At 41.5% G+C, this 19,890-nt stretch carries 16 protein-coding genes and 1 riboswitch; of the genes, 6 read left to right on the forward strand and 10 right to left on the reverse strand.

What is annotated here, in order from left to right; genetic code table 11:
- Positions 1-14: 14 nt before the first annotated feature.
- A riboswitch (cobalamin riboswitch) is annotated at positions 15-315 on the reverse strand.
- Positions 316-425: 110 nt separating this feature from the next.
- Positions 426-1,523, forward strand: a complete 1,098-nt coding sequence (gene trmA / locus AB6N04_RS15590) for a tRNA (uridine(54)-C5)-methyltransferase TrmA (protein WP_369309146.1) — start codon at positions 426-428, stop codon at positions 1,521-1,523.
- A 196-nt stretch (positions 1,524-1,719) separates the two neighbouring features.
- On the opposite strand, the gene AB6N04_RS15595 is transcribed toward trmA, so the two are convergent.
- Positions 1,720-2,109, reverse strand: coding sequence for a YijD family membrane protein (locus AB6N04_RS15595; RefSeq protein WP_369309147.1), 390 nt, complete (start codon positions 2,107-2,109; stop codon positions 1,720-1,722).
- Positions 2,110-2,121: 12 nt separating this feature from the next.
- Positions 2,122-2,778, reverse strand: coding sequence for an HTH-type transcriptional repressor FabR (gene fabR / locus AB6N04_RS15600; protein WP_369309148.1), 657 nt, complete (start codon positions 2,776-2,778; stop codon positions 2,122-2,124).
- A gap of 369 nt (positions 2,779-3,147) precedes the next feature.
- Here fabR and sthA point away from each other — a divergent pair, with 369 nt between their 5' ends.
- Positions 3,148-4,545 (forward strand): Si-specific NAD(P)(+) transhydrogenase, encoded by a 1,398-nt coding sequence (gene sthA, locus AB6N04_RS15605; protein ID WP_369309149.1) that lies wholly within the window; start codon positions 3,148-3,150, stop codon positions 4,543-4,545.
- Positions 4,546-4,681: 136 nt separating this feature from the next.
- Here the strand turns inward: sthA and oxyR are convergent, their stop codons facing one another.
- Positions 4,682-5,587 carry a DNA-binding transcriptional regulator OxyR gene (gene oxyR / locus AB6N04_RS15610; RefSeq protein WP_369309150.1) on the reverse strand — a complete coding sequence of 302 codons (906 nt, stop codon included), beginning with the start codon at positions 5,585-5,587 and terminating at the stop codon, positions 4,682-4,684.
- A 1,468-nt stretch (positions 5,588-7,055) separates the two neighbouring features.
- Between oxyR and AB6N04_RS15615 the strand changes: the two genes are divergently transcribed.
- Both AB6N04_RS15615 and AB6N04_RS15620 read left to right on the forward strand, forming a co-directional pair.
- Positions 7,056-7,382: a pilus assembly protein gene (locus tag AB6N04_RS15615; RefSeq protein ID WP_369309151.1), complete on the forward strand. Its 327-nt coding sequence runs from the start codon at positions 7,056-7,058 to the stop codon at positions 7,380-7,382.
- 86 nt (positions 7,383-7,468) lie between these two features.
- Positions 7,469-7,816 carry a hypothetical protein gene (locus AB6N04_RS15620; RefSeq protein ID WP_369309152.1) on the forward strand — a complete coding sequence of 116 codons (348 nt, stop codon included), beginning with the start codon at positions 7,469-7,471 and terminating at the stop codon, positions 7,814-7,816.
- Between the two features lie 65 nt (positions 7,817-7,881).
- Here AB6N04_RS15620 and argH read toward each other — a convergent pair whose 3' ends face one another.
- The 4 genes from argH to argC all read right to left on the reverse strand — a co-directional run bounded on the left by argH (position 7,882) and on the right by argC (position 12,396).
- On the reverse strand, positions 7,882-9,258 hold the full coding sequence (gene argH / locus AB6N04_RS15625; protein ID WP_369309153.1) for an argininosuccinate lyase: 1,377 nt from the start codon (positions 9,256-9,258) through the stop codon (positions 7,882-7,884).
- 79 nt (positions 9,259-9,337) lie between these two features.
- Entirely contained in the window at positions 9,338-10,558 is a 1,221-nt protein-coding gene (locus tag AB6N04_RS15630; RefSeq protein WP_369309154.1) for an argininosuccinate synthase, read from the reverse strand.
- A 44-nt stretch (positions 10,559-10,602) separates the two neighbouring features.
- Positions 10,603-11,379 (reverse strand): acetylglutamate kinase, encoded by a 777-nt coding sequence (gene argB, locus AB6N04_RS15635; RefSeq protein ID WP_369309155.1) that lies wholly within the window; start codon positions 11,377-11,379, stop codon positions 10,603-10,605.
- Positions 11,380-11,391: 12 nt separating this feature from the next.
- Positions 11,392-12,396, reverse strand: coding sequence for an N-acetyl-gamma-glutamyl-phosphate reductase (gene argC / locus AB6N04_RS15640; RefSeq protein WP_369309156.1), 1,005 nt, complete (start codon positions 12,394-12,396; stop codon positions 11,392-11,394).
- A gap of 102 nt (positions 12,397-12,498) precedes the next feature.
- On the opposite strand from argC, the gene argE reads away from it, so the two are divergent.
- The gene (gene argE / locus AB6N04_RS15645; RefSeq protein ID WP_369309157.1) at positions 12,499-13,653 is read left to right on the forward strand and encodes an acetylornithine deacetylase; all 1,155 of its coding nucleotides are present in this window, start codon (positions 12,499-12,501) and stop codon (positions 13,651-13,653) included.
- A 230-nt stretch (positions 13,654-13,883) separates the two neighbouring features.
- Entirely contained in the window at positions 13,884-14,768 is an 885-nt protein-coding gene (gene metF / locus AB6N04_RS15650) for a methylenetetrahydrofolate reductase (protein WP_369309158.1), read from the forward strand.
- 253 nt (positions 14,769-15,021) lie between these two features.
- Here the strand turns inward: metF and AB6N04_RS15655 are convergent, their stop codons facing one another.
- The 3 genes from AB6N04_RS15655 to ppc form a co-directional block, all read right to left on the reverse strand.
- A complete protein-coding gene (locus tag AB6N04_RS15655; protein ID WP_369309159.1) occupies positions 15,022-15,801 on the reverse strand; it encodes a MoaF C-terminal domain-containing protein in 780 nt (259 codons plus the stop codon).
- Between the two features lie 8 nt (positions 15,802-15,809).
- A complete protein-coding gene (locus AB6N04_RS15660) occupies positions 15,810-16,586 on the reverse strand; it encodes an SDR family NAD(P)-dependent oxidoreductase (protein ID WP_369309160.1) in 777 nt (258 codons plus the stop codon).
- A gap of 354 nt (positions 16,587-16,940) precedes the next feature.
- Positions 16,941-19,580 (reverse strand): phosphoenolpyruvate carboxylase, encoded by a 2,640-nt coding sequence (gene ppc, locus AB6N04_RS15665; RefSeq protein WP_369309161.1) that lies wholly within the window; start codon positions 19,578-19,580, stop codon positions 16,941-16,943.
- Between the last annotated feature and the right edge of the window lie 310 nt (positions 19,581-19,890).

Raw genomic sequence — 19,890 nt, forward strand, 5'->3', positions numbered from 1 at the left:
GCGCAAATATTCAACGAAGCGATAAGGTGTGTGGCAGGTATCGGACTTATAAAGTAACAAGTTGAGTTTCTATATATGAAATAAAAACGATATATAAGATGAAAATTCGACCTGTTATATCCCCTAAATAATTCAAGTGGCATGTCGGCGGCAAGCGAAGATATCCCTAGGAGCATACTGAAGTATGTGACTAGGGTAGCTGAGCGATGCCAACACCCATGTAGCTTGAAGAATGACGGGGACACCTTAATTACCGTTGCGCGTCAGTCTTGGATTTACACCAAGTTCCCTAAAACCACAGCCTAGTATCCTAAGTGGAATAGCATTTAGTGTCTATGGATGGATAATGAAAACTGGACATCTTCGCTGCATTCCCTACAATTTCGCCCCTGATACGAATTTTTTACTGTTTTATGGGGCCAAGTATGCCAAATACGTTGCACACCAAAGACTATGAACTGCAACTTGCAGAGAAAACTGACCGTTTAAAGGCTATGATGGCCCCGTTTAACGCACCTGAACCTGAAATTTTTTCATCTCCGAAATCACATTACCGTATGCGTGCAGAATTTCGCGTTTGGCATGATAAAGATGATTTATTTCATATCATGTTTGATCAAGAGACTAAAGAACGCATTCGTGTCGATCAATTTCCGGTTGCTAGCCAATTGATTAATCAAATGATGGCGGCATTGCTGCCACTGATTAAGCAAAGTGAATTACTGCGCCATAAGTTATTCCAAATCGACTATTTATCGACGCTAAGTAACAAACTGATTATTTCACTTCTTTACCATAAGAAGTTAGGGGAAGAATGGATTACTGAAGCAAAAAATTTAAAAGTCGCATTAGTTGAAAAAGGGTTTGATTTACAGTTAATCGGTCGCGCTTCAAAAACAAAGATCATGCTTGATAATGATTATGTGGATGAAGTTTTGCCTGTAAATGGCAAAAATATGATCTATCGCCAAGTCGAGAATAGCTTCACACAGCCTAATGCTCAGGTGAATATTAAAATGTTGGAATGGGCCATTGCTGCCACACAAAACTCAACTGGTGATTTATTAGAGCTGTATTGTGGAAATGGGAACTTTTCATTGGCATTAGCGCAAAATTTTGATCGTGTATTAGCCACTGAAATTGCAAAGCCTTCGGTTGCCGCTGCTCAATATAATATAGAAGCAAATAATATTAATAATGTGCAGATTATCCGAATGTCCGCTGAAGATTTTACCCAAGCAATGCAAGGGGCTCGTGAATTTAGACGTTTGGAAGGAATTACGCTTACAGATTATCAATGCAATACGATTTTTGTTGACCCGCCACGTAGTGGTTTAGATGATAAAACGGTGAAACTCGTTCAAGGATACGAACATATTTTGTATATTTCCTGTAACCCAGAAACACTTTGCGATAACTTAGCAGAGCTCAATAAAACTCATAAAATAGAAAAGCTTGCGCTATTTGACCAGTTCCCCTATACCCATCATATGGAAAGTGGCGTCCTCTTAACCCGCCGTTAGTTGTTAAGACTATCCCCTTTCAATACAAAAGCGCCGCAATATGATGCGGCGTGAGGTTGTTGACAAAGTGGGATAAAAGCGTGGTTTTCCTTGTTTATTTTCAAAACCTATCCAATCTGCCGCCAAACAGGTTATGTTTGTCAGCAGTTTGGCGACGCAATATCATGCGGCGTTTTATCGAAAAACTTATTTAACCTTAATTCTCAGCTTCTTGCTCAAGTGCCAGTTCCGCTTTTTCTTTTTTACGTGCTTTCCAGCTCGCATACATCCATAACGCTAAAATGACGATAAAGGTTGCTGGAATAAAGTTGGAGCCAATTTCAGGGTTTTGAACACGTAAAATCGCAGCATAACCAAAGATCCCAATAAAGAAGCTACCTGCAACAAATTTAGGTAGCCCTATAGGCATCGCTTGGTGTAAGTAACGTTGGTGCAAACAATAGGCTGCCAAAATAAGAGTCAGAATTGGAAAAAATGAAAAGTCGACTAACGAGTTGAATAACGTTGAAAAGGTTCCATGGGTTGCAAGGCCAATCACAAAGGCTAGCAATAATGTGCTTCTTTCATAGCTTTTTTGGTCCATCATTGATTCTCCTTATTATTGAGTAAGATCCGGGTCAGTTTGATTTTGTTTTTCCTGTTCACGGCGGTACCAATAGTAGGCGCCTTTAGCGATCATTCTTAGTTGCAATACCAGCCGTTCTTCGAGATTCCTGCGTTTTTCTTCATCAATATCAAGCGCTTCAGCTCCTGCACTGAAAACGATCGTCACCATCGCCTCGGCTTGCATTTCAGTAAAATGACGAGGCATCCGGCTTTCAAGTTGCAGGTAATCCGCTAACTCCGCAATAAAATGTTGTATTTCCCGTGCAACGGCCGCACGAAACTCAGCGGATGTGCCTGAACGTTCACGCAATAATAACCTAAAGGCGTTGGGGTTATTACCAATAAACTCCATAAAAGTTGAGACTGATGTGCGGATCACACTCCCGCCTTTTGCGATACGCTGTCGTGCTTGTCGCATAAGTTGGCGTAACATCAAACCGCTTTCGTCAACCATGGTGAGACCGAGCTCATCAACATCTTTAAAATGACGATAAAATGACGTCGGTGCAATGCCGGCTTCCCGTGCAACTTCACGTAAACTTAAACTTGTAAAACTACGTTCAGCGCTTAATTGGCTAAATGCGGCTTCGACGAGTGAACGCCGAGTTTTTTCTTTTTGTTTTGCTCTAACGCCAATAGTGTTACTCACAGTGATCCTAATTTCTATGTCATTAAACATTAATGAACGCATTGAAGGTTAATAATAAGCAAGAGCTTATCTTCTAGCATACCTGATATTTCCTAATCTGGTTTAGCGAAAAATCGACTCTTCTTGCAAATTAACAATTTTCAGCACTTCGCTTACCTGCTTTGAAGCTTTCTTACTGATATTTTCTTACGTATTTATAGAAACGTTTCCACTTTTCTCTATACCCTACCCGAATGCGAAAAAATAGATTCACCAAAAATGCACTCTGTTAGCAAATTAATTTCCTCAAAAAGACAAGGGAAATTAGGCGAAATAACCAACTAATGATAACATATTGTTGTCATTTTGTTTTAGAGCAGGTCTTACCTCATGCAACTTACCCATTTTGATGCAATAGTGATTGGTTCAGGTCCCGGTGGTGAAGGTGCCGCTATGGGGCTCGTGAAACAAGGAAAAAACGTTGCTGTTATCGAACGTTATAATAATGTCGGCGGAGGCTGTACCCACTGGGGAACCATTCCCTCAAAAGCCCTCCGTCATGCCGTTAGCCGTATTATCGAATTTAATCAAAACCCGCTTTATAGTGATAATTCCCGCAGCTTAAGCTCCTCTTTCTCTGAAATTCTACGACATGCAGAAACCGTTATTAGCCAACAAACTCGTATGCGCCAAGGATTTTATGAACGAAATGGTTGCCAAATGTTTTCAGGGGAAGCCACTTTTATCGATGAGCAACATGTCAGTGTGCGCTATGCTGATGGAAGCTGTGATGTTTTAAGTGCAGATAAAATTGTGATAGCCACGGGGTCACGTCCTTATTGCCCTTCTGACGTTGATTTCAATCATTCCCGAATTTATAACAGTGATACGATCCTCAATCTAACTCACGAACCTCGCCACGTCATTATTTATGGTGCGGGGGTTATCGGTTGTGAGTACGCTTCAATATTTCGTGGATTAGGCGTTAAAGTGGATTTGATTAACACTCGAGATCATTTATTGGCTTTCCTTGATCAAGAAATGTCTGACGCGTTGTCTTATCATTTTTGGAATAGTGGTGTTGTTATTCGCCATAACGAAGAATATGAAAAGATCGAAGGTGTCAATGATGGTGTTATTGTTCACCTGAAATCAGGTAAAAAAGTCAAAGCTGACTGCCTATTATATGCCAACGGAAGAACCGGTAATACTGATGGTTTAGGTCTTGCAAATGTTGGTATTGAAGCGGATGGTCGCGGCCTCATTAAGGTTGATAAAGCTTACCGTACAACAAATGAACATATTTATGCTGTTGGTGATGTTATTGGTTATCCAAGCCTCGCCTCGGCAGCGTATGACCAAGGCCGAATTGCTGCACGTGCAATTGGTGGTAGCTTAGGTAATGCTCATTTAGTGGAAGATATCCCCACAGGGATTTATACCATTCCAGAAATTAGTTCAGTTGGCAAAACAGAACAAGAATTGACTGCAATGAAAGTGCCTTATGAAGTGGGTCGCGCTCAATTCAAACATTTAGCTCGCGCACAAATTGCAGGAATGAATGTTGGTAGTTTAAAAATATTATTCCATCGTGAAACGTTGCAAATACTCGGTATTCACTGTTTCGGTGAAAGGGCGGCTGAAATTATTCATATCGGCCAAGCTATCATGGAACAAAAAGGTGAAGGCAATACCATTGAATATTTTGTGAATACTACATTCAATTACCCAACGATGGCAGAAGCATTCCGCGTTGCGGCATTAAATGGTTTAAATCGACTATTTTAATCGCCAGTCATGATGGTTGCTTTTTTCCTAGCAACCATCATCTCAGCCGACTACTCGCTTATTTTAACGTTTTATTCCTAGGGGCTGTATTCTGACCTTTTTTAGCGATAAAAATCAGCAGAAAAGATAACCAAGCCTAGACTTTATTCCTATAGTAGCTATCCATTGAATTATAGATAGTTTCCGCTAATTGCTCATAGCGACCACGTAAAGGTGAACCAGGGCGATATACCAGAACAATTGTCCGTTTTGGCTCAGGTTCAATGCAATTTAAATAACACACACCATCACGGCACACTTCGTTTGGAACAGCTAAATCAGGCAAAAGTGTAATACCACTTCCTGCCGCAACCATATTTCTTAATGTCTCTAAACTCGTGGCTCTAAAATGCGTGTCTTCTTTCGCACCCGCTTGGAAACAAAAACCCATAGCCTGATCTCGTAGGCAATGGCCATCTTCTAACATTAATAATTTCTCGCCGGACAATTCGCCCATTTCGATGGTATCGCGGTCATGCCATGGGTGACTTTCATAAATAGCCAGTTTCATTGGTTCTTCAAATAAAGGCACGACAATAAACGGGTCTGTTTCTTTTACTTCCGCTAAAATTGCACAATCTAATTTACCGCTATCCAATTGCGCTAAGAGTTGCTGAGTTTGCGCTTCATGCAAATAAATTTCTAACTTTGGATGAGCTTGGTGCAATTGTGGAATGATATGAGGTAATAAATATGGCGCAACTGTTGGTATTAAGCCAATATGCAATGGACCAGACATGCTTTCCCCTTGCAGTGCCGCCATTTCTTGCAAAACTTTTATTTCCCGCAAAATAGTACGCGCCTGTTCAACGAGCAACAGTCCTTGCTGAGTAAAAAGCACCTTACGACTGGTTCTTTCTAATAACATCACACCCAGCTCTTCTTCTAATTTGCGAATTTGTCCGCTCAGTGTTGGTTGGCTGACATGGCAAGAATCCGCGGCGCGTCTAAAGTGTTTATGTTCGGCGAGTGCAACAAGGTACTCTAAATCTCGAATATTCATATTTCTTTTCCTTTCGTGAATTCTTTGTCATCCAAAGATAGATAATACCAATCACTATAATGATATTGTTTTGTTTTATCTATTAATATATTGTAAATCCCTCGAAAACTTCCCTGTTTTTACTTAGTTTACTGCCAAAACTGAAACAAATAGTAACATTTAGAAACAAAATGTATCAATGGACAATAAAGTAAACTTAACCTCTCTTTGCATAAATGGTGAATTTTTTTTATCAAATTTCACTCACATAACACATCTTTCTATTAAACATTTATTACATAAATCAATATGTAACACTATATTCATAATCTTTAAGTAATAATATACTAGTACTGGAGTGCAGCTAAAAATACAAAAATAATGACTTATAATTCAAAGCAGGCAATTTATCATATTATTTTTATACTTTCGTCTTGCGAATATAACGTGCAAAATCTCTTTTTTAAAATTTTATACACATTTATACACAAATACACCCTAGAAAAAACCAAAATAGACAATATATTTGCAATAAGGAAAGATAAAGCAAAATCCCTGCAAGCCCATAATTAATGGTTTCATATAGTATCGTCGCTTCTAAATGTTTTTCATCAATGATGATAAAGAGGACAAAACGCTATGGACACTATTAACCTTTCTTATCAAGTCAATCCTAATGACGCGCTAGAATATAAAAAGCGTACATAACACAGCAATATTATAAACAGAATGATCTTGGTTACACAAAACTTATAGTCCCATATTAGAAGTTATTTATCACGCTTGAGCCGTGCTCATACAAGACGAATAACGCGAAGAATGAGTAATATCGTTTAAATACAAGTTTAGTGACAAGAGTACATGAACTGTCCCTATATAAAAGCTTAATAGCAAAAAAATCAACAACAGAAAGTTAAAGTTGAGAGGCATAAATTACGATATTCATCGTAATTTAAATCAATACTGAAACATTTATATGATAGATGGCATAAGTTTAATCAAGAAAGTAATAAAACAAAGATTGCCATACTCGTTAAATTTTTAAAATTTGATTTAAATAAAGCTAGCCCAGAAACATTCTGTCATATTTTTTTTCATAATCATATAAAGTTTGTAAATTTCCATTAGAAAGTTAATTAAAAATACCAATACATAATTGAAATTTTATATATCAACCTAAGGAGCGCTCTTATGATTTCAAACTGATCGACAACAGATAAAACCAATAAAAGACGACATAAAATGGATATTGCGGGATATGCAACCACAAAAACCGCATAATACCAGAATTTTATCCTTGATCGTGTTTTCTTTAAATACAATTTGCCATGCAGAGGTAATGACAAGTTTCTATTATATTTTCACACATTTGAATTTTTAGATTTACACCTTTAAGGAGTTTTTCGTTTTATAATTCTTCCCATAGCAATACACGAGCATGTAAACAATAAACAAATTCATTTAAACTTTTATTTAGGAAATAAATATCATGAAAGCAAATAAAATCTCTTCAGTATTAGCATTAACTTTAATCGCAACTTCATTGTTCTCTGCTAATATTCAAGCGAAAGAAAATACGATTAACTTTAAAGCGGCCATTGTTATCCCACCATGTAGCTATGATGTCAATGAAAATGGAGTTGACCTAACTTTTTACAATGATAACACAAAAAAAATGAGCTCTATTTCTATTAATGTTGATAAAGAGAAAAAGTCAGCAGAATGGAAAGTATTAGAGAGCAACCGTAGTATTTATCAGTTGAATTGGACTGATAAAGAAAAAGGATTTGCAATGTTATCAGTTCAGCAAGCTTAATTATTATATAACCTAACCTTTTTAATATAAAACATAGACATATAGCCAACTGATTTTTTTATATAATTTGGTTGTAGGATACTATTATGCAAAATTCAATAATGAACAAAGTATTAACCCTCTCATTAACAGCTTTATTATTACTTTCAGCGTCAAGCTTATGTCGTGCTAATGCCAGTAATGACCAATCCGCGAATATGATTCATTTTTACGGTGCGGTTTTTCATCCTGCATGCACAAATAACATAACAGACAATGAAATTATATTAAATTGCTTAAATGAGAAGACAAATACCACAACCTCAAATATAGCGTTAAATAATGTGACTCAAATAAAAGGTTGGAAAGTCATTAATGATGGTAGAAATGAGTATTCATATAACTGGGTTAATAAAGAAAAGCAGTTAGGAATGTTAACTATCAAATATATTTAAAAAGATACGTGTTATGGGATTTGGGGTAGTCATGCTACCCCCCATTTTTACAGCCAGATAAAAAACTATAAACCCAGCAGAGCTTTCGCTTCCACAATGGCTTTCGCCACCTGCTTCTGAGATACCCCACCTTTAGCTAACCTTTTATCTAAACACGACTGTAACGAAAGAATGTCGTATACATCGAGTTGGATAACATCACTGAATTTTTGCAAATCACTTAACGCCATTTCTTCTAGTGCTTTACCTTGAGCAATTGCAGCGACAACCGCTTCACCGACAATATGATGCGCTTCACGGAAGGGAACGCCTTTTGCGACTAAATAGTCTGCCAACTCCGTCGCATTTGCATAACCTTGTTTGGCTGCTTCTTCACACCGTGGGCGGCGAATTTGAATACCATCGAGAACTAATACAGCCATATGCATACAATCTAACCAAGTATCTAAGGCATCAAATAAACCTTCTTTGTCTTCTTGCATATCTTTGTTATAGGCAAGTGGTAACCCTTTCAAGGTCATCATCATACCCGTTAATGCACCTTGAACTCGCCCACACTTACCACGGATCAGTTCTAGTGCATCAGGGTTTTTCTTTTGCGGCATTAATGAAGAGCCTGACGTAACTTTGTCAGATAACTCAATAAACCCTGCCTCACCGCTATTGAAGAAAATTAAATCCTCAGCAAAACGCGACAAATGCACCATACCAATACTGGCATCAGACAATAATTCGAGGACGTGGTCTCGGTCGGAAACAGTGTCTAAGCTGTTGCGCGTCGCAGATGCAAAACCAAGCCAAGAGGCAAGTTGCTCACGATCAATATCATAAGCGGTTCCGGCTAATGCTCCGCAGCCTAATGGGCTAACATCCAAACGCTTTAAAGTATCTTTTAAACGGCTTTCATCACGCGCTAACATTTCACCATACGCTAGACACCAATGAGCAAATGTCACTGGCTGGGCGCGTTGTAAATGGGTATAACCTGGCATCACTGCGTCTTGGTTGTTTTCTGCTGTGATCACTAACGCTTTTTGGAGTTCAATAACTGCTTCTAGCAATAATGCAACTTGGTCTTTACACCATAGTTTTAAATCTGTCGCGACTTGGTCATTACGACTACGACCTGTATGTAATTTTTTACCCAAATCACCGACTTTATCAATCAGCTTGCCTTCTACCCAACTGTGAATATCTTCCGCATCACTTTGCAGGATCATTTCAGGATTGTCTTTGACTTCTTTTAGCAGTGCATTCAGTGCCTGTTCTAAAGATTGTTGTTCGCTATCTGTCAGCACACCGACAGTAACTAATGATTTTGACCATGCGATTGAACCGATAATATCTTGTTGCGCTAAGCGATAATCAAAACGTAATGAATCATTAAACTGTTTAAACCGCTGATCTGCCTGCTGACTAAAACGTCCACCCCAAAGTGCCATAAAGGATCCCTACCTGATTGAAAAAATAAGTTTTTAACGCCCGACAGCAATAGTCGCTGTCGGGTTACTACGATTGACTTTATTTTGCTTTGTTTTGCTCTTTCAACGCACGAATACGTGAAGACAGGGAATAAAGACGGATAAAACCACCAGCATGGCTATGGTCATACACTTCATCTTCACCAAATGTCGCAAACTCTTCTGAATATAAGCTCTTATCTGCTTTCTTCTGAATAGCAGTCACTTGACCTTTATACAGTTTCAGTACTACTTCACCTGTCACATCTTGTGCTAAAGATTCTGCCGCAGCTTGCAATGAATGACGCAATGGTGCGAACCAACGACCATCATAAACCACATAGGACATTTCTAAACCTAACTGTTCACGCCATTTATAGCTATCACGATCTAGCACTAATTGCTCGACACCACGCAGTGCTGCCATCATGATGGTGCCTCCTGGGGTTTCATAACAACCGCGAGATTTCATACCCACTAAACGGTTTTCAACAATATCGATACGACCAACACCGTGTTTCGCACCTAACGTGTTCAATGCTTCTAAACAGCCTAATGGAGACAGCACCTTACCATTAACAGATACCACTTCACCTTGTTTCACACCAACAGTAACCAGTTCTGCTTCGTCTGGTGCGTCTTGTGGATCCACAGTCCATACCCAGCAATCTTGGTTGGCTGCATTCCATGTACTCTCTAGCACACCACCTTCGGTGGAGATATGCCATGCGTTTTCATCACGGCTATAAATTTTTTCAAGGCTAGCTGTTGTCGGGATATTCCGTTCTTTCAGGTAATCGAGTAGGGCTTCACGGGAACGTAAGTCCCACTCACGCCACGGTGCAACCACTTGTAATTGTGGGGCTAATGCCGCATAGGTGCTTTCAAAACGCACTTGGTCGTTACCTTTACCTGTTGCTCCATGGGCAACGGCATCTGCACCCACTTTTAATGCAATTTCAACTTGCGCTTTCGCAATAATTGGGCGAGCCATTGATGTACCTAATAAATAGCTACCTTCATATAACGCACCTGTTTTTAATACTGGATAGATATATTCTTTGACAAACTCTTCGCGTAAATCAACGACATAACATTCTGATGCCCCCGATTGCAGTGCTTTTTTCTCAACACCGACTAAATCTTCTCTGTCTTGTCCCACATCGGCAACAAATGCAACCACTTCACAATCATCATAGTTTTCTTTCAACCATGGAATAATTGCCGATGTGTCCAAGCCGCCTGAGTATGCTAATACTATCTTTTTAATGCCCTTTTTCATAACGTACCTATCCGCTCAATTAATTTATTATGTGTATGGCTCGCTTACGATGCCAAGATCCGAGTTCCAATTGCCGTTCCATTAAACAGCTCAGGAAGTTGTTCTGCGTGACGCCAACTTGCAATATCGACGGAACGTTGTAGTGCAGTGGCTGCCTCTAACGCCGCATTCACTTTCACAATCATTCCATCTGTAATAATTCCCTGCTCAATAAGTTTCTGCGCTTTTTGCGTGGTCATCTCATCAATTTTTTGGCCTTTGCCATCTAAAATGCCGCTGACATCGGACAATAAAACCAGATCCGCATTGAGCGCCTGAGCCACTGCCGTTGCGGCTTGATCTGCGTTCACGTTCATCAGTTCGCCATCTGGCGTTATCCCTATGGAACTGATAATTGGCAAATAACCTGCACCGAGAAGCAATTTCAATAATTTGGCATCTCCCGGTTTCGCATTGCCGACATGACCCAGTTCGTCATTTAGCTGCGTCACCACTGCACTTTGTCCATCACCGAGTGATAACCCCACCGCAGGCAATTGGTGTTTGATGCTCCATGCCAGTAAGGTCTTATTTGCCGTACCCGCTAATGCACCGGTAATAATGTCAATTTGATCAGCTGGTGTGACACGCAGCCCCTGCTTTTTCACAACAGGAAGTTGCAATTTCTGCATTAATTCATCAACTAAACAGCCACCACCATGGACAATCACCAGCTCGCGTTGATGTGCTTGGCGATAGGTTTGAATGGCGGTAAAGAGTTTTTCTAACGCTTCGGTACTATCGAGTAATACTCCGCCCAATTTAATCACTAAGGGTTGCATGGTTTGTCCTTATTAAAGTAATGACTGAGTTTCATTGAAACCAAAACGAATATTCATGCACTGCACGGCTTGTGCGGCGGCACCTTTAAGTAGGTTATCTTCTGTACCGACGAGAATCAGGTGTTCCCCTTTCAATGCATAGCCGATATCACAAAATGGTGTGCCAACGACGGATTTCAATGCAGGAACACCTTTATCGTATAAACGCACTAACGGTTTGTTTTGATAAGCATCTTTAAATGTTTCACCAATTTTCTCCGCCGTAACCCCCGCCTTTACTTTACACGTGATAGTGGCGAGGATCCCCCTTGAGAAATTCCCCAAGTGTGGTGTAAAAATCACTTCCTGCCCCAAATGTGCTGAAATTTCAGGTTGGTGGCGATGAGTGAAAATACCATACGGCTGCAAGCTGACTTCACAGAAACTATTTGTCATTGATGCCTTACGCCCTGCCCCTGATACACCACTCGTTGCGTTGATAACAGGCCACATGCTGTCATCCAATAATTTCGCTTCAATTAACGGTTTTAACGCCAATTGTGATACCGTTGGGTAACAACCCGGTACGGCAATTAGCTGAGCTTGGCGAATTTTATCGCTTTGCCATTCTGCTAAACCGTAAACTGCTTGCATTAACCATTCGGTATTTGTATGTTCAAAGCCATAGTATTGCGTATAAAACGCCGGATCTTGAACACGGTATGCACCTGACAAGTCGAACACCACGCAGCCAGCCTCAAGGAATTGCGGGGCAATATCGTGGCTCACTTCGTGTGCTGTGGCGAGAAAAACGACATCAATCCCTTTTGCCGCCTCAGCAACATCGCTTAATGGCTGCACAGGAAGGTCAATAATGCCTTTATACTGGGGATATAAATCAGAAAAACGTTTATTTGCATCGGCACTTTGCGCAGAAACCATCAATCCTTGAAGGTTAATGTTAGGATGGCGTTGCAAATAAGCGGCTAATTCTGCTCCAGTATAGCCACTGGCCCCGATAATGAGTGTGTTCAACATATGCTTTCTACCTTGTACTCGTGACCCAAACAGTTTAATGTGTATTTTTATTCAAATAAAGTGCATGAATATTGATACTATTATGGATTAAGGCTGTCAACAGTGAATATTAAATTACCTGCATTTATTGAGATTTATCGTCAATTAATTGCCACTCCATCAATTAGTGCGACTGATTCTCATTTGGATCAGAGCAACAAAGCCCTTGTGGAGCTTCTTGCTGGATGGTTAGAGACGCTGGGGTTTTCGGTAAATATTCAACCTGTACCGGAAACACGTGATAAATATAATCTGCTTGCTTCCATTGGCGAGGGTAATGGCGGTTTGATGTTATGTGGTCATACCGATACCGTACCTTTTGATGAGGGTCGTTGGAGTAAAAACCCTTTCGAGCTTACTGAACACGATGGCAAGCTTTATGGTCTCGGCACCGCAGACATGAAAGGCTTTTTTGCTTTTATTGTCGATGCCCTACGCGACATTGATCTTACTAAACTCAAGCGCCCTCTTCATATCCTTGCTACCGCTGATGAAGAAACCTCAATGGCGGGAGCGCGTTATTTTGCAGCGAATACGGCACTGCGCCCTGATTTTGCCATTATCGGTGAACCGACTTCGTTACAACCGATACGTGCTCATAAAGGTCACTTGTCCAACGCGATCCGCATTACGGGCCAATCGGGACACTCAAGCGATCCTGAGCGTGGTGTAAATGCGATTGAGCTAATGCATGAGTCAATTTCTCATTTAATGACACTGAGAAATACATTAAAGGAACGTTTTAATAATCCTGCTTTTGTTATTCCATACCCTACAATGAACTTTGGTCATATTCATGGTGGTGATGCGGCAAACCGTATTTGTGGTTGTTGTGAATTACATATGGATATTCGTCCATTACCGGGGCTAACACTGCAAGATTTGGATGAGCTATTAAATGATGCTCTCGAACCTGTACGGGCAAAATGGCCAGGTCGTTTAGCAATTGAATCAATGCACCCTCCGATCCCCGGTTATGAATGTCCGACCGACCATAAAATGGTCGCAGTGATTGAACAGTTACTTGGTCAAAAAGCAGAGACTGTGAATTATTGTACGGAAGCACCGTTTATTCAGGAACTCTGTCCAACGTTAGTACTCGGCCCGGGTTCCATAGAACAAGCGCATCAACCCGATGAATTTATCGATATGCGCTTTATTGAGCCAACCCGTCAATTAATTAGCCAAATGATTGAACACTTCTGTTTCACTGAATAAATCTGACTAGCCACTGATGCGAGCGCGACACTAACTGAGTCGCGCTTTTTTATCATGAATTTTTTTCCTCTTCTGTTTGAAAAAACATCAGCGTCATAATTTAATTTAAGTATTGACTATTGATGCCGATCTGGTAATTTCTATTTAGACGTCTAAACGTATAGATGCATGTACGGATATAATAACTTATAAAGATCATTGTCAGTCTGCTAATTGCGAGGTTACAGGGTATGAGTTTTTTTCACGCAAATCAGCGCGAAGCGCTAAATCAAAATTTAGCTGAATTAGATGGCCAAATTAATGTTTCATTTGAATTTTTCCCACCTCGCAGTGAAGAGATGGAGCAGACGCTTTGGAAATCCATTGATCGGCTCAAAAATCTCAAACCCAAATTTGTTTCTGTCACCTATGGCGCTAACTCAGGTGAGCGAGATAGAACCCATAGCATTATTAAAGATATCAAAGACAAAACCGGCTTAGTCGCAGCACCTCACTTGACGTGTATCGATGCCAGCAAAGACGAATTAAAAGCTATTGCTCGTGATTATTGGAACAATGGTATTCGTCATATTGTTGCCTTGCGTGGGGATTTTCCTGATAGTAGCCATAAGCCCGATATGTATGCAGCAGATTTGGTTGAATTATTAAAAGGCGAAGCCGACTTTGATATTTCTGTCGCGGCCTACCCCGAAGTTCATCCTGAAGCCAAAAGCGCGCAGGCTGATTTAATTAACCTGAAAAAGAAAATTGACGCAGGGGCTAACCGTGCTATCACTCAATTTTTCTTTGATGTAGAAAGTTATTTACGTTTTCGCGACCGTTGTGTTTCTACCGGCATTGATGTGGAAATTGTGCCAGGGATTTTACCTGTTTCAAACTTCCGCCAATTAGAGCGTTTCGCCAAACTTACCAACGTGCGCATCCCTTCATGGATGAGCAGAATGTATGAAGGGTTAGATGATGACCCAGAAAGCCGTAACCTTGTTGGCGCATCCATTGCGATGGATATGGTGAAAATTCTCAGCCGTGAAGGCGTCAAAGATTTTCATTTTTACACATTAAACCGTTCTGAATTGACCTATGCTATCTGCCATACGCTTGGTGTTAGGCCTTAATGAATTATCGGTGATAAAACCCGCCATTTCTGTTTTATCACCCTCATCCCCACATCATGACATCACCTAAAATAAAGCTGGCTCTGGAATATTCACTGGAATAAACAAAGAAAATCAATATATTGATTTTCGCCTAATAACACAAAGTGGGGAAATCCACCGCTTTTCTCCCACGTTGTCAACAATCTCATCCCATGGCTAAACATGGGGACGTCTTCAACCTGAGGCCGCTAATCAGCGGCCTTTATTTTCCTTATGGAGTACGATTTAGAATTTCCGCGTGTGCACCAACCGGGAAGATGTTTACCTCAGTAAAATCCTCATCTTGATAACCCATAATGCATCCATCAGTCCGCAATTCGTCCAGATCAATCAAAATAACCCCTAGCGTCGGTACAATTTTTTCTCGCCATACAAACAGATAGAGGTTATCTGATACTTTGATGTAATGACAGCGATCGACATCTGCTAACCCTTTTTCGACACCATCTAAGCAGTGCCATGCATAATATTGCTCATTGAAATAAATATGCTCATAACGTTCCTTAGGGTTATAGGTATACCGATTGCGTAACCCTAAAAGTTCCGTGGTATAAGCCACAGGTTCACCATCAATATCCAACAAACCGAACATGATTTGCGTTTTTACATCTGTTAGAGGTAAATTTCGCTGTATACGGTGAAAAGCGGAAACAGCCACATCCGCAGGGGTTGGTAATTGCCCTTGTACTACGACACAGTTATTGTTTATCTGATTAATAACAATACATAAGCTACTTCGCCAGTCTGTTGGGTCTTGAAAACGAATATAATAGATGGACGGGCGAATCGACGTGATACGGCAGGGGAGTTCTTTCCCATCCCATAAGATCCGTTGTGTTTGAGGAAAGCTTATTGAAACCACGGATCCCCTATCAAGCTGTAAATTAAATGTCTTTCCTGTCAATTCATCAGACGGTGATAAAATATAGCTATCAGGTGCAAAACCATCTGATAATGCACCGACTTGAATAAATGCAGTTTCTGTACTCATATCATCCCCTAGGTAAATGCCAGTGTTGGTAGATCAACCACGGTCGCTCCACCATCAATAACGAGTGCAGCCCCGCTGATCATCGACGCCTCTTCTGAGCAGAGGAAGCGACACGCAAGCGCCACTTCGTACGCGGTGGCGGGACGCTGCAATGGAACATCTCGACAAACATATTGATAGGCTTCATCCAGTGACATCTGATGTTGTGCCATTAACGGCTGCATTTCTTCATCTGCCATCGGTGTTTTCACCCAACCTGGACAGATTGCATTTGCGCGCACCCCCTCTTTACCAAAGTCCCGCGCGACAGAACGCATTAGCCCAATCAAGGCATGCTTAGCTGTCACATAAGCGCAAGATTCTGGTCCAGCAGCGAAAGAGGCTATCGACCCCACAAACAGCACATTGCCCTTTTGCTGAATTAATGACGGTAAACAACCTCGGACACTGGCAAATGCGCTGTCTAGATTCGCGCGCATCGATTGGTGCCAAAGTGCGTCACTCACTTTATCCACAGCCCCTAGCCCCATTCCACCAGCACTACAAATCAGCACATCAATATGATCGGTATGTTGAAAAATATGCGGCAAAATAACCTGTTGCCACGCTTCTTCTGTTGAGACATCCGCAACAATTGGTATCGCACCGCTGACTGTTGCGACATCTTCTAAGGGGGCGGCACGTCGACCAATCACAAACACCGTATCGCCTTGCTGCCTAAATAGCTGCGCGCAAGCACTACCTATCCCCGTGCCACCACCAGTGATCACTACAGTACGAGACATCTCCCCCCCTTTCACTATGTTAATTTTGGGTTAATCGATTTGTTAATATAGAAACAAATAACGGTTGATGACTATCGACCAAAGGAATGAATATGGCAAAACAAGGTGAAAAATTGGCGGGAATGGAAGGAAAGTCACATAAACGCTTGTCATGCTGAAACAATGCTAAGAGGGCGTCAGACTGCCGACACATAAAATGTTAGGCAGCAGGTTGGATAGGTTTTGAAAATAAACAAGGAAAATCAATATATTGATTTTCGCCTAATAACACAAAGTGGGAAAACCACGCTTTATCCCACTTTGTCAACAACCAAACGCCCTCTTAACAGAGAGCGCTTGGTTTAACTAAAAAGACTATCCTGTATTACGCATCCCTGCTGCAACACCTGCAATAGTCACCATCAGCGCTTGTTCAACGCGCGGGTCTGGGTACTCTTGCTGGCGAGAACGGTGCAGCAATTCTGCCTGTAATACGTTAAGTGGGTCGGTATACACATTACGCAATGCGATAGATTCGGCGATCCAAGGTAAATCGGCCATCAGTGCTTCATCTTTTGAAACCGCCAGCACGCTTTTAATATCATCCGATAACTGGTCACGCAGCTTCTGTCCCAACGGCCACAAGCGCTCTTCCACTAAACGGTGGTCATAATATTCCGCCAGCCATAAGTCAGCTTTTGCATACACCATCTCTAACATCGCGATCCGTGTATTAAAGAACGGCCACTGTTGCCACATTTCATCAAGTACGGCCTGTTTGCCTTCGTGTTCAATCACATGTTTAAGTGCTGCGCCAGCGCCTAACCATGCCGGCAACATTAAGCGGTTTTGTGTCCACGCGAAAATCCATGGAATGGCACGTAAGGTTTCCACACCGCCTGTTGGTCGACGTTTTGCTGGGCGTGAGCCTAATGGGAGTTTGCCGAGCTCTTGCTCTGGTGTTGCAGCACGGAAATACGGCACAAAATCTGGCTGCTCACGAACATAATCACGGTACATGGTGCAAGACACATCAGACAACGAATCCATGACAGATTTCCACTCATTTTTCGGCTCTGGTGGTGGTAATAAATTCGCTTCTAGAATTGCACTCGCATACAACGCAAGGCTGCTAATCGTGACTTGAGGTAGACCGAACTTAAAGCGGATCATTTCCCCTTGTTCTGTCACACGTAAGCCACCTTTTAAGCTCCCTGGTGGTTGAGACAGCAGTGCAGAATGTGCTGGTGCACCACCACGACCTATTGTACCGCCACGTCCGTGGAATAAGGTCAGCGTAACGCCTTCTTTTTCACACAGTTTGATTAATGCATCTTGTGCGCGATATTGCGCCCATGATGCTGCCATCACCCCCGCGTCTTTTGCGGAGTCTGAGTAGCCAATCATCACCATTTGGCGATCATCAATAAGGTTGCGATACCACTCAATACTTAACAATTTAGTCATAACGCTTTCGGCGTTATTCAAGTCCTCAAGGGTTTCAAATAACGGCGCAACAGGCAGACGAATAGAAGCCCCCGCTTCTTTTAGCAATAATTTTACGGCTAAAACATCCGAAGGGACTTTTGCCATGGAAATAACATAAGCGGCGATGGAATCATTTTTTGCTTTAGCTATCACACGGCAAGTTTCAAACACTTCCTGGGTTTCTACGCTTGGCTGCCAATCCTGCGGGATCAGCGGACGACGTGATTGCAATTCGGTTAACAAGAATTGCTGTTTTTCCTCTTCAGACCACTGCCCATAATCACCTAACCCTAAATACTGAGTGAGTTCTGCGATGGCATCTGTATGGCGTGTGCTTTCTTGACGTACATCGATACGCACCAGTTGCAAACCAAAACAGCGAATGCGACGCAAAGTATCCAGTAGCTGACCATTAGCAATAATTTTCATATTGCAGGCAATCAATGATTGATAACAGGCGTATAGCGGATCCCATAACTGCGCGTTATCCGTTAATAAATCTGCGGGAGGCAGCACTTGTTCGCCTTTCACACGGCGCTCTAAATATTCCAGCGTGGAGAATAATTGGCTGCGCAAGTTTTTGGCGATTTGGCGATAAGGTTCGTCAATATCATCGCCCCCAGCTAAAGCGCGCAGTTCAGGCGTGGCTTCTGTCATGGACAACTCAGACACTAACACCTGAATATCTTTAAGGAATAAATCTGCGGCTTTCCAACGACTTAGTAGCAAGACATGGCGAGTGACATCTGCCGTCACATTTGGGTTACCATCGCGATCCCCCCCCATCCATGATGTAAAACGGATTGGATTAGCTTCAACAGGGAGAACCGCCCCAATGGACTCTTCTAACTGCTCATTAAACTCGCGCAAAAATGCAGGAACCCCTTCCCACAGTGAGTTTTCAACAACAGCAAACCCCCATTTCGCTTCATCTATTGGCGTTGGGCGGATCTTACGGATTTCATCTGTGTGCCATGATTGAGCCACTAATTGACGCAAACGGCGCATAATGTTATTGCGCTCATAATCCGCAATATCATCGTGATCGAGTTGAGATAAACAATTATTCACCTCAACCAATTTGTGGATCAAGGTGCGGCGTGCAATTTCAGTTGGATGAGCGGTTAACACCAACTCGATGGATAACTGTTCCACGGCTTTTTGGATATCGTTATCGGTAAAACTTTTATCTTTTAAGCGGCTAAATAATTTTTTCAATGCCACAGGGTTACTTGCGGCTTCACCATGTGGAGAAATACTGTGGTACTGTTCAGCCACGTTAGTCAGGTTTAAGAATTGGTTAAACGCCCTTGCAACGGGAAGCAATTCATCATTTGAGAGGTTCTGTAATGTCATCAGCAGTTTTTGGCGCTGGACTTCATTACCTGCACGGGAGGATTTAGAAAGCTTACGAATGGATTCAACTTTATCAAGTATATCCTCCCCTAATGCTTCCTTGATGGTATCGCCGAGTAGCTTACCCAGCATACTGACATTACTGCGCATTGCGGAATATTGCTGATTCATGAGACTCCTGACCTTGTGCTTCTGGCAGAATGCATCCCCGCACTAAGCACGGTTAACAGACTGCGACCTGTTTCCTGTAACAAAATTTCAGTCGGCTGCGTTAGAGTTGTCGTTTTGTGATACAGCCCGCTAAATTTACCCTTGAGTGTATATTCATATCAGAAAAAAATGGCTTTGGGGGATTTTTCTGAAATTTAATTACAGCTTTATTTTTATTAATTTTTCTTATTTAAGTATTGTTTCAGCGCAATATATCGTCGATTCAGCACTTTTAAGACATGAATAATGTTAAAGAATTAAATCATCAGAA

Origin of the sequence: Providencia rettgeri (genome assembly GCF_041075285.1) — a bacterium.
GTDB classification, from domain to species: Bacteria; Pseudomonadota; Gammaproteobacteria; order Enterobacterales; family Enterobacteriaceae; genus Providencia; species Providencia rettgeri_G.

Excerpts from the sequence above, each read along its gene's own strand:
- AB6N04_RS15615 (WP_369309151.1), top strand. The coding sequence starts at position 7,056 with ATGAAAGCAAATAAAATCTCTTCAGTATTAGCATTAACTTTAATCGCA.
- oxyR (WP_369309150.1), bottom strand. The coding sequence starts at position 5,587 with ATGAATATTCGAGATTTAGAGTACCTTGTTGCACTCGCCGAACATAAA.
- AB6N04_RS15620 (WP_369309152.1), top strand. The coding sequence starts at position 7,469 with ATGCAAAATTCAATAATGAACAAAGTATTAACCCTCTCATTAACAGCT.
- AB6N04_RS15595 (WP_369309147.1), bottom strand. The coding sequence starts at position 2,109 with ATGATGGACCAAAAAAGCTATGAAAGAAGCACATTATTGCTAGCCTTT.
- argH (WP_369309153.1), bottom strand. The coding sequence starts at position 9,258 with ATGGCACTTTGGGGTGGACGTTTTAGTCAGCAGGCAGATCAGCGGTTT.
- argB (WP_369309155.1), bottom strand. The coding sequence starts at position 11,379 with ATGCAACCCTTAGTGATTAAATTGGGCGGAGTATTACTCGATAGTACC.
- AB6N04_RS15655 (WP_369309159.1), bottom strand. The coding sequence starts at position 15,801 with ATGAGTACAGAAACTGCATTTATTCAAGTCGGTGCATTATCAGATGGT.
- sthA (WP_369309149.1), top strand. The coding sequence starts at position 3,148 with ATGCAACTTACCCATTTTGATGCAATAGTGATTGGTTCAGGTCCCGGT.
- trmA (WP_369309146.1), top strand. The coding sequence starts at position 426 with ATGCCAAATACGTTGCACACCAAAGACTATGAACTGCAACTTGCAGAG.
- ppc (WP_369309161.1), bottom strand. The coding sequence starts at position 19,580 with ATGAATCAGCAATATTCCGCAATGCGCAGTAATGTCAGTATGCTGGGT.
- metF (WP_369309158.1), top strand. The coding sequence starts at position 13,884 with ATGAGTTTTTTTCACGCAAATCAGCGCGAAGCGCTAAATCAAAATTTA.
- AB6N04_RS15660 (WP_369309160.1), bottom strand. The coding sequence starts at position 16,586 with ATGTCTCGTACTGTAGTGATCACTGGTGGTGGCACGGGGATAGGTAGT.
- AB6N04_RS15630 (WP_369309154.1), bottom strand. The coding sequence starts at position 10,558 with ATGAAAAAGGGCATTAAAAAGATAGTATTAGCATACTCAGGCGGCTTG.
- argC (WP_369309156.1), bottom strand. The coding sequence starts at position 12,396 with ATGTTGAACACACTCATTATCGGGGCCAGTGGCTATACTGGAGCAGAA.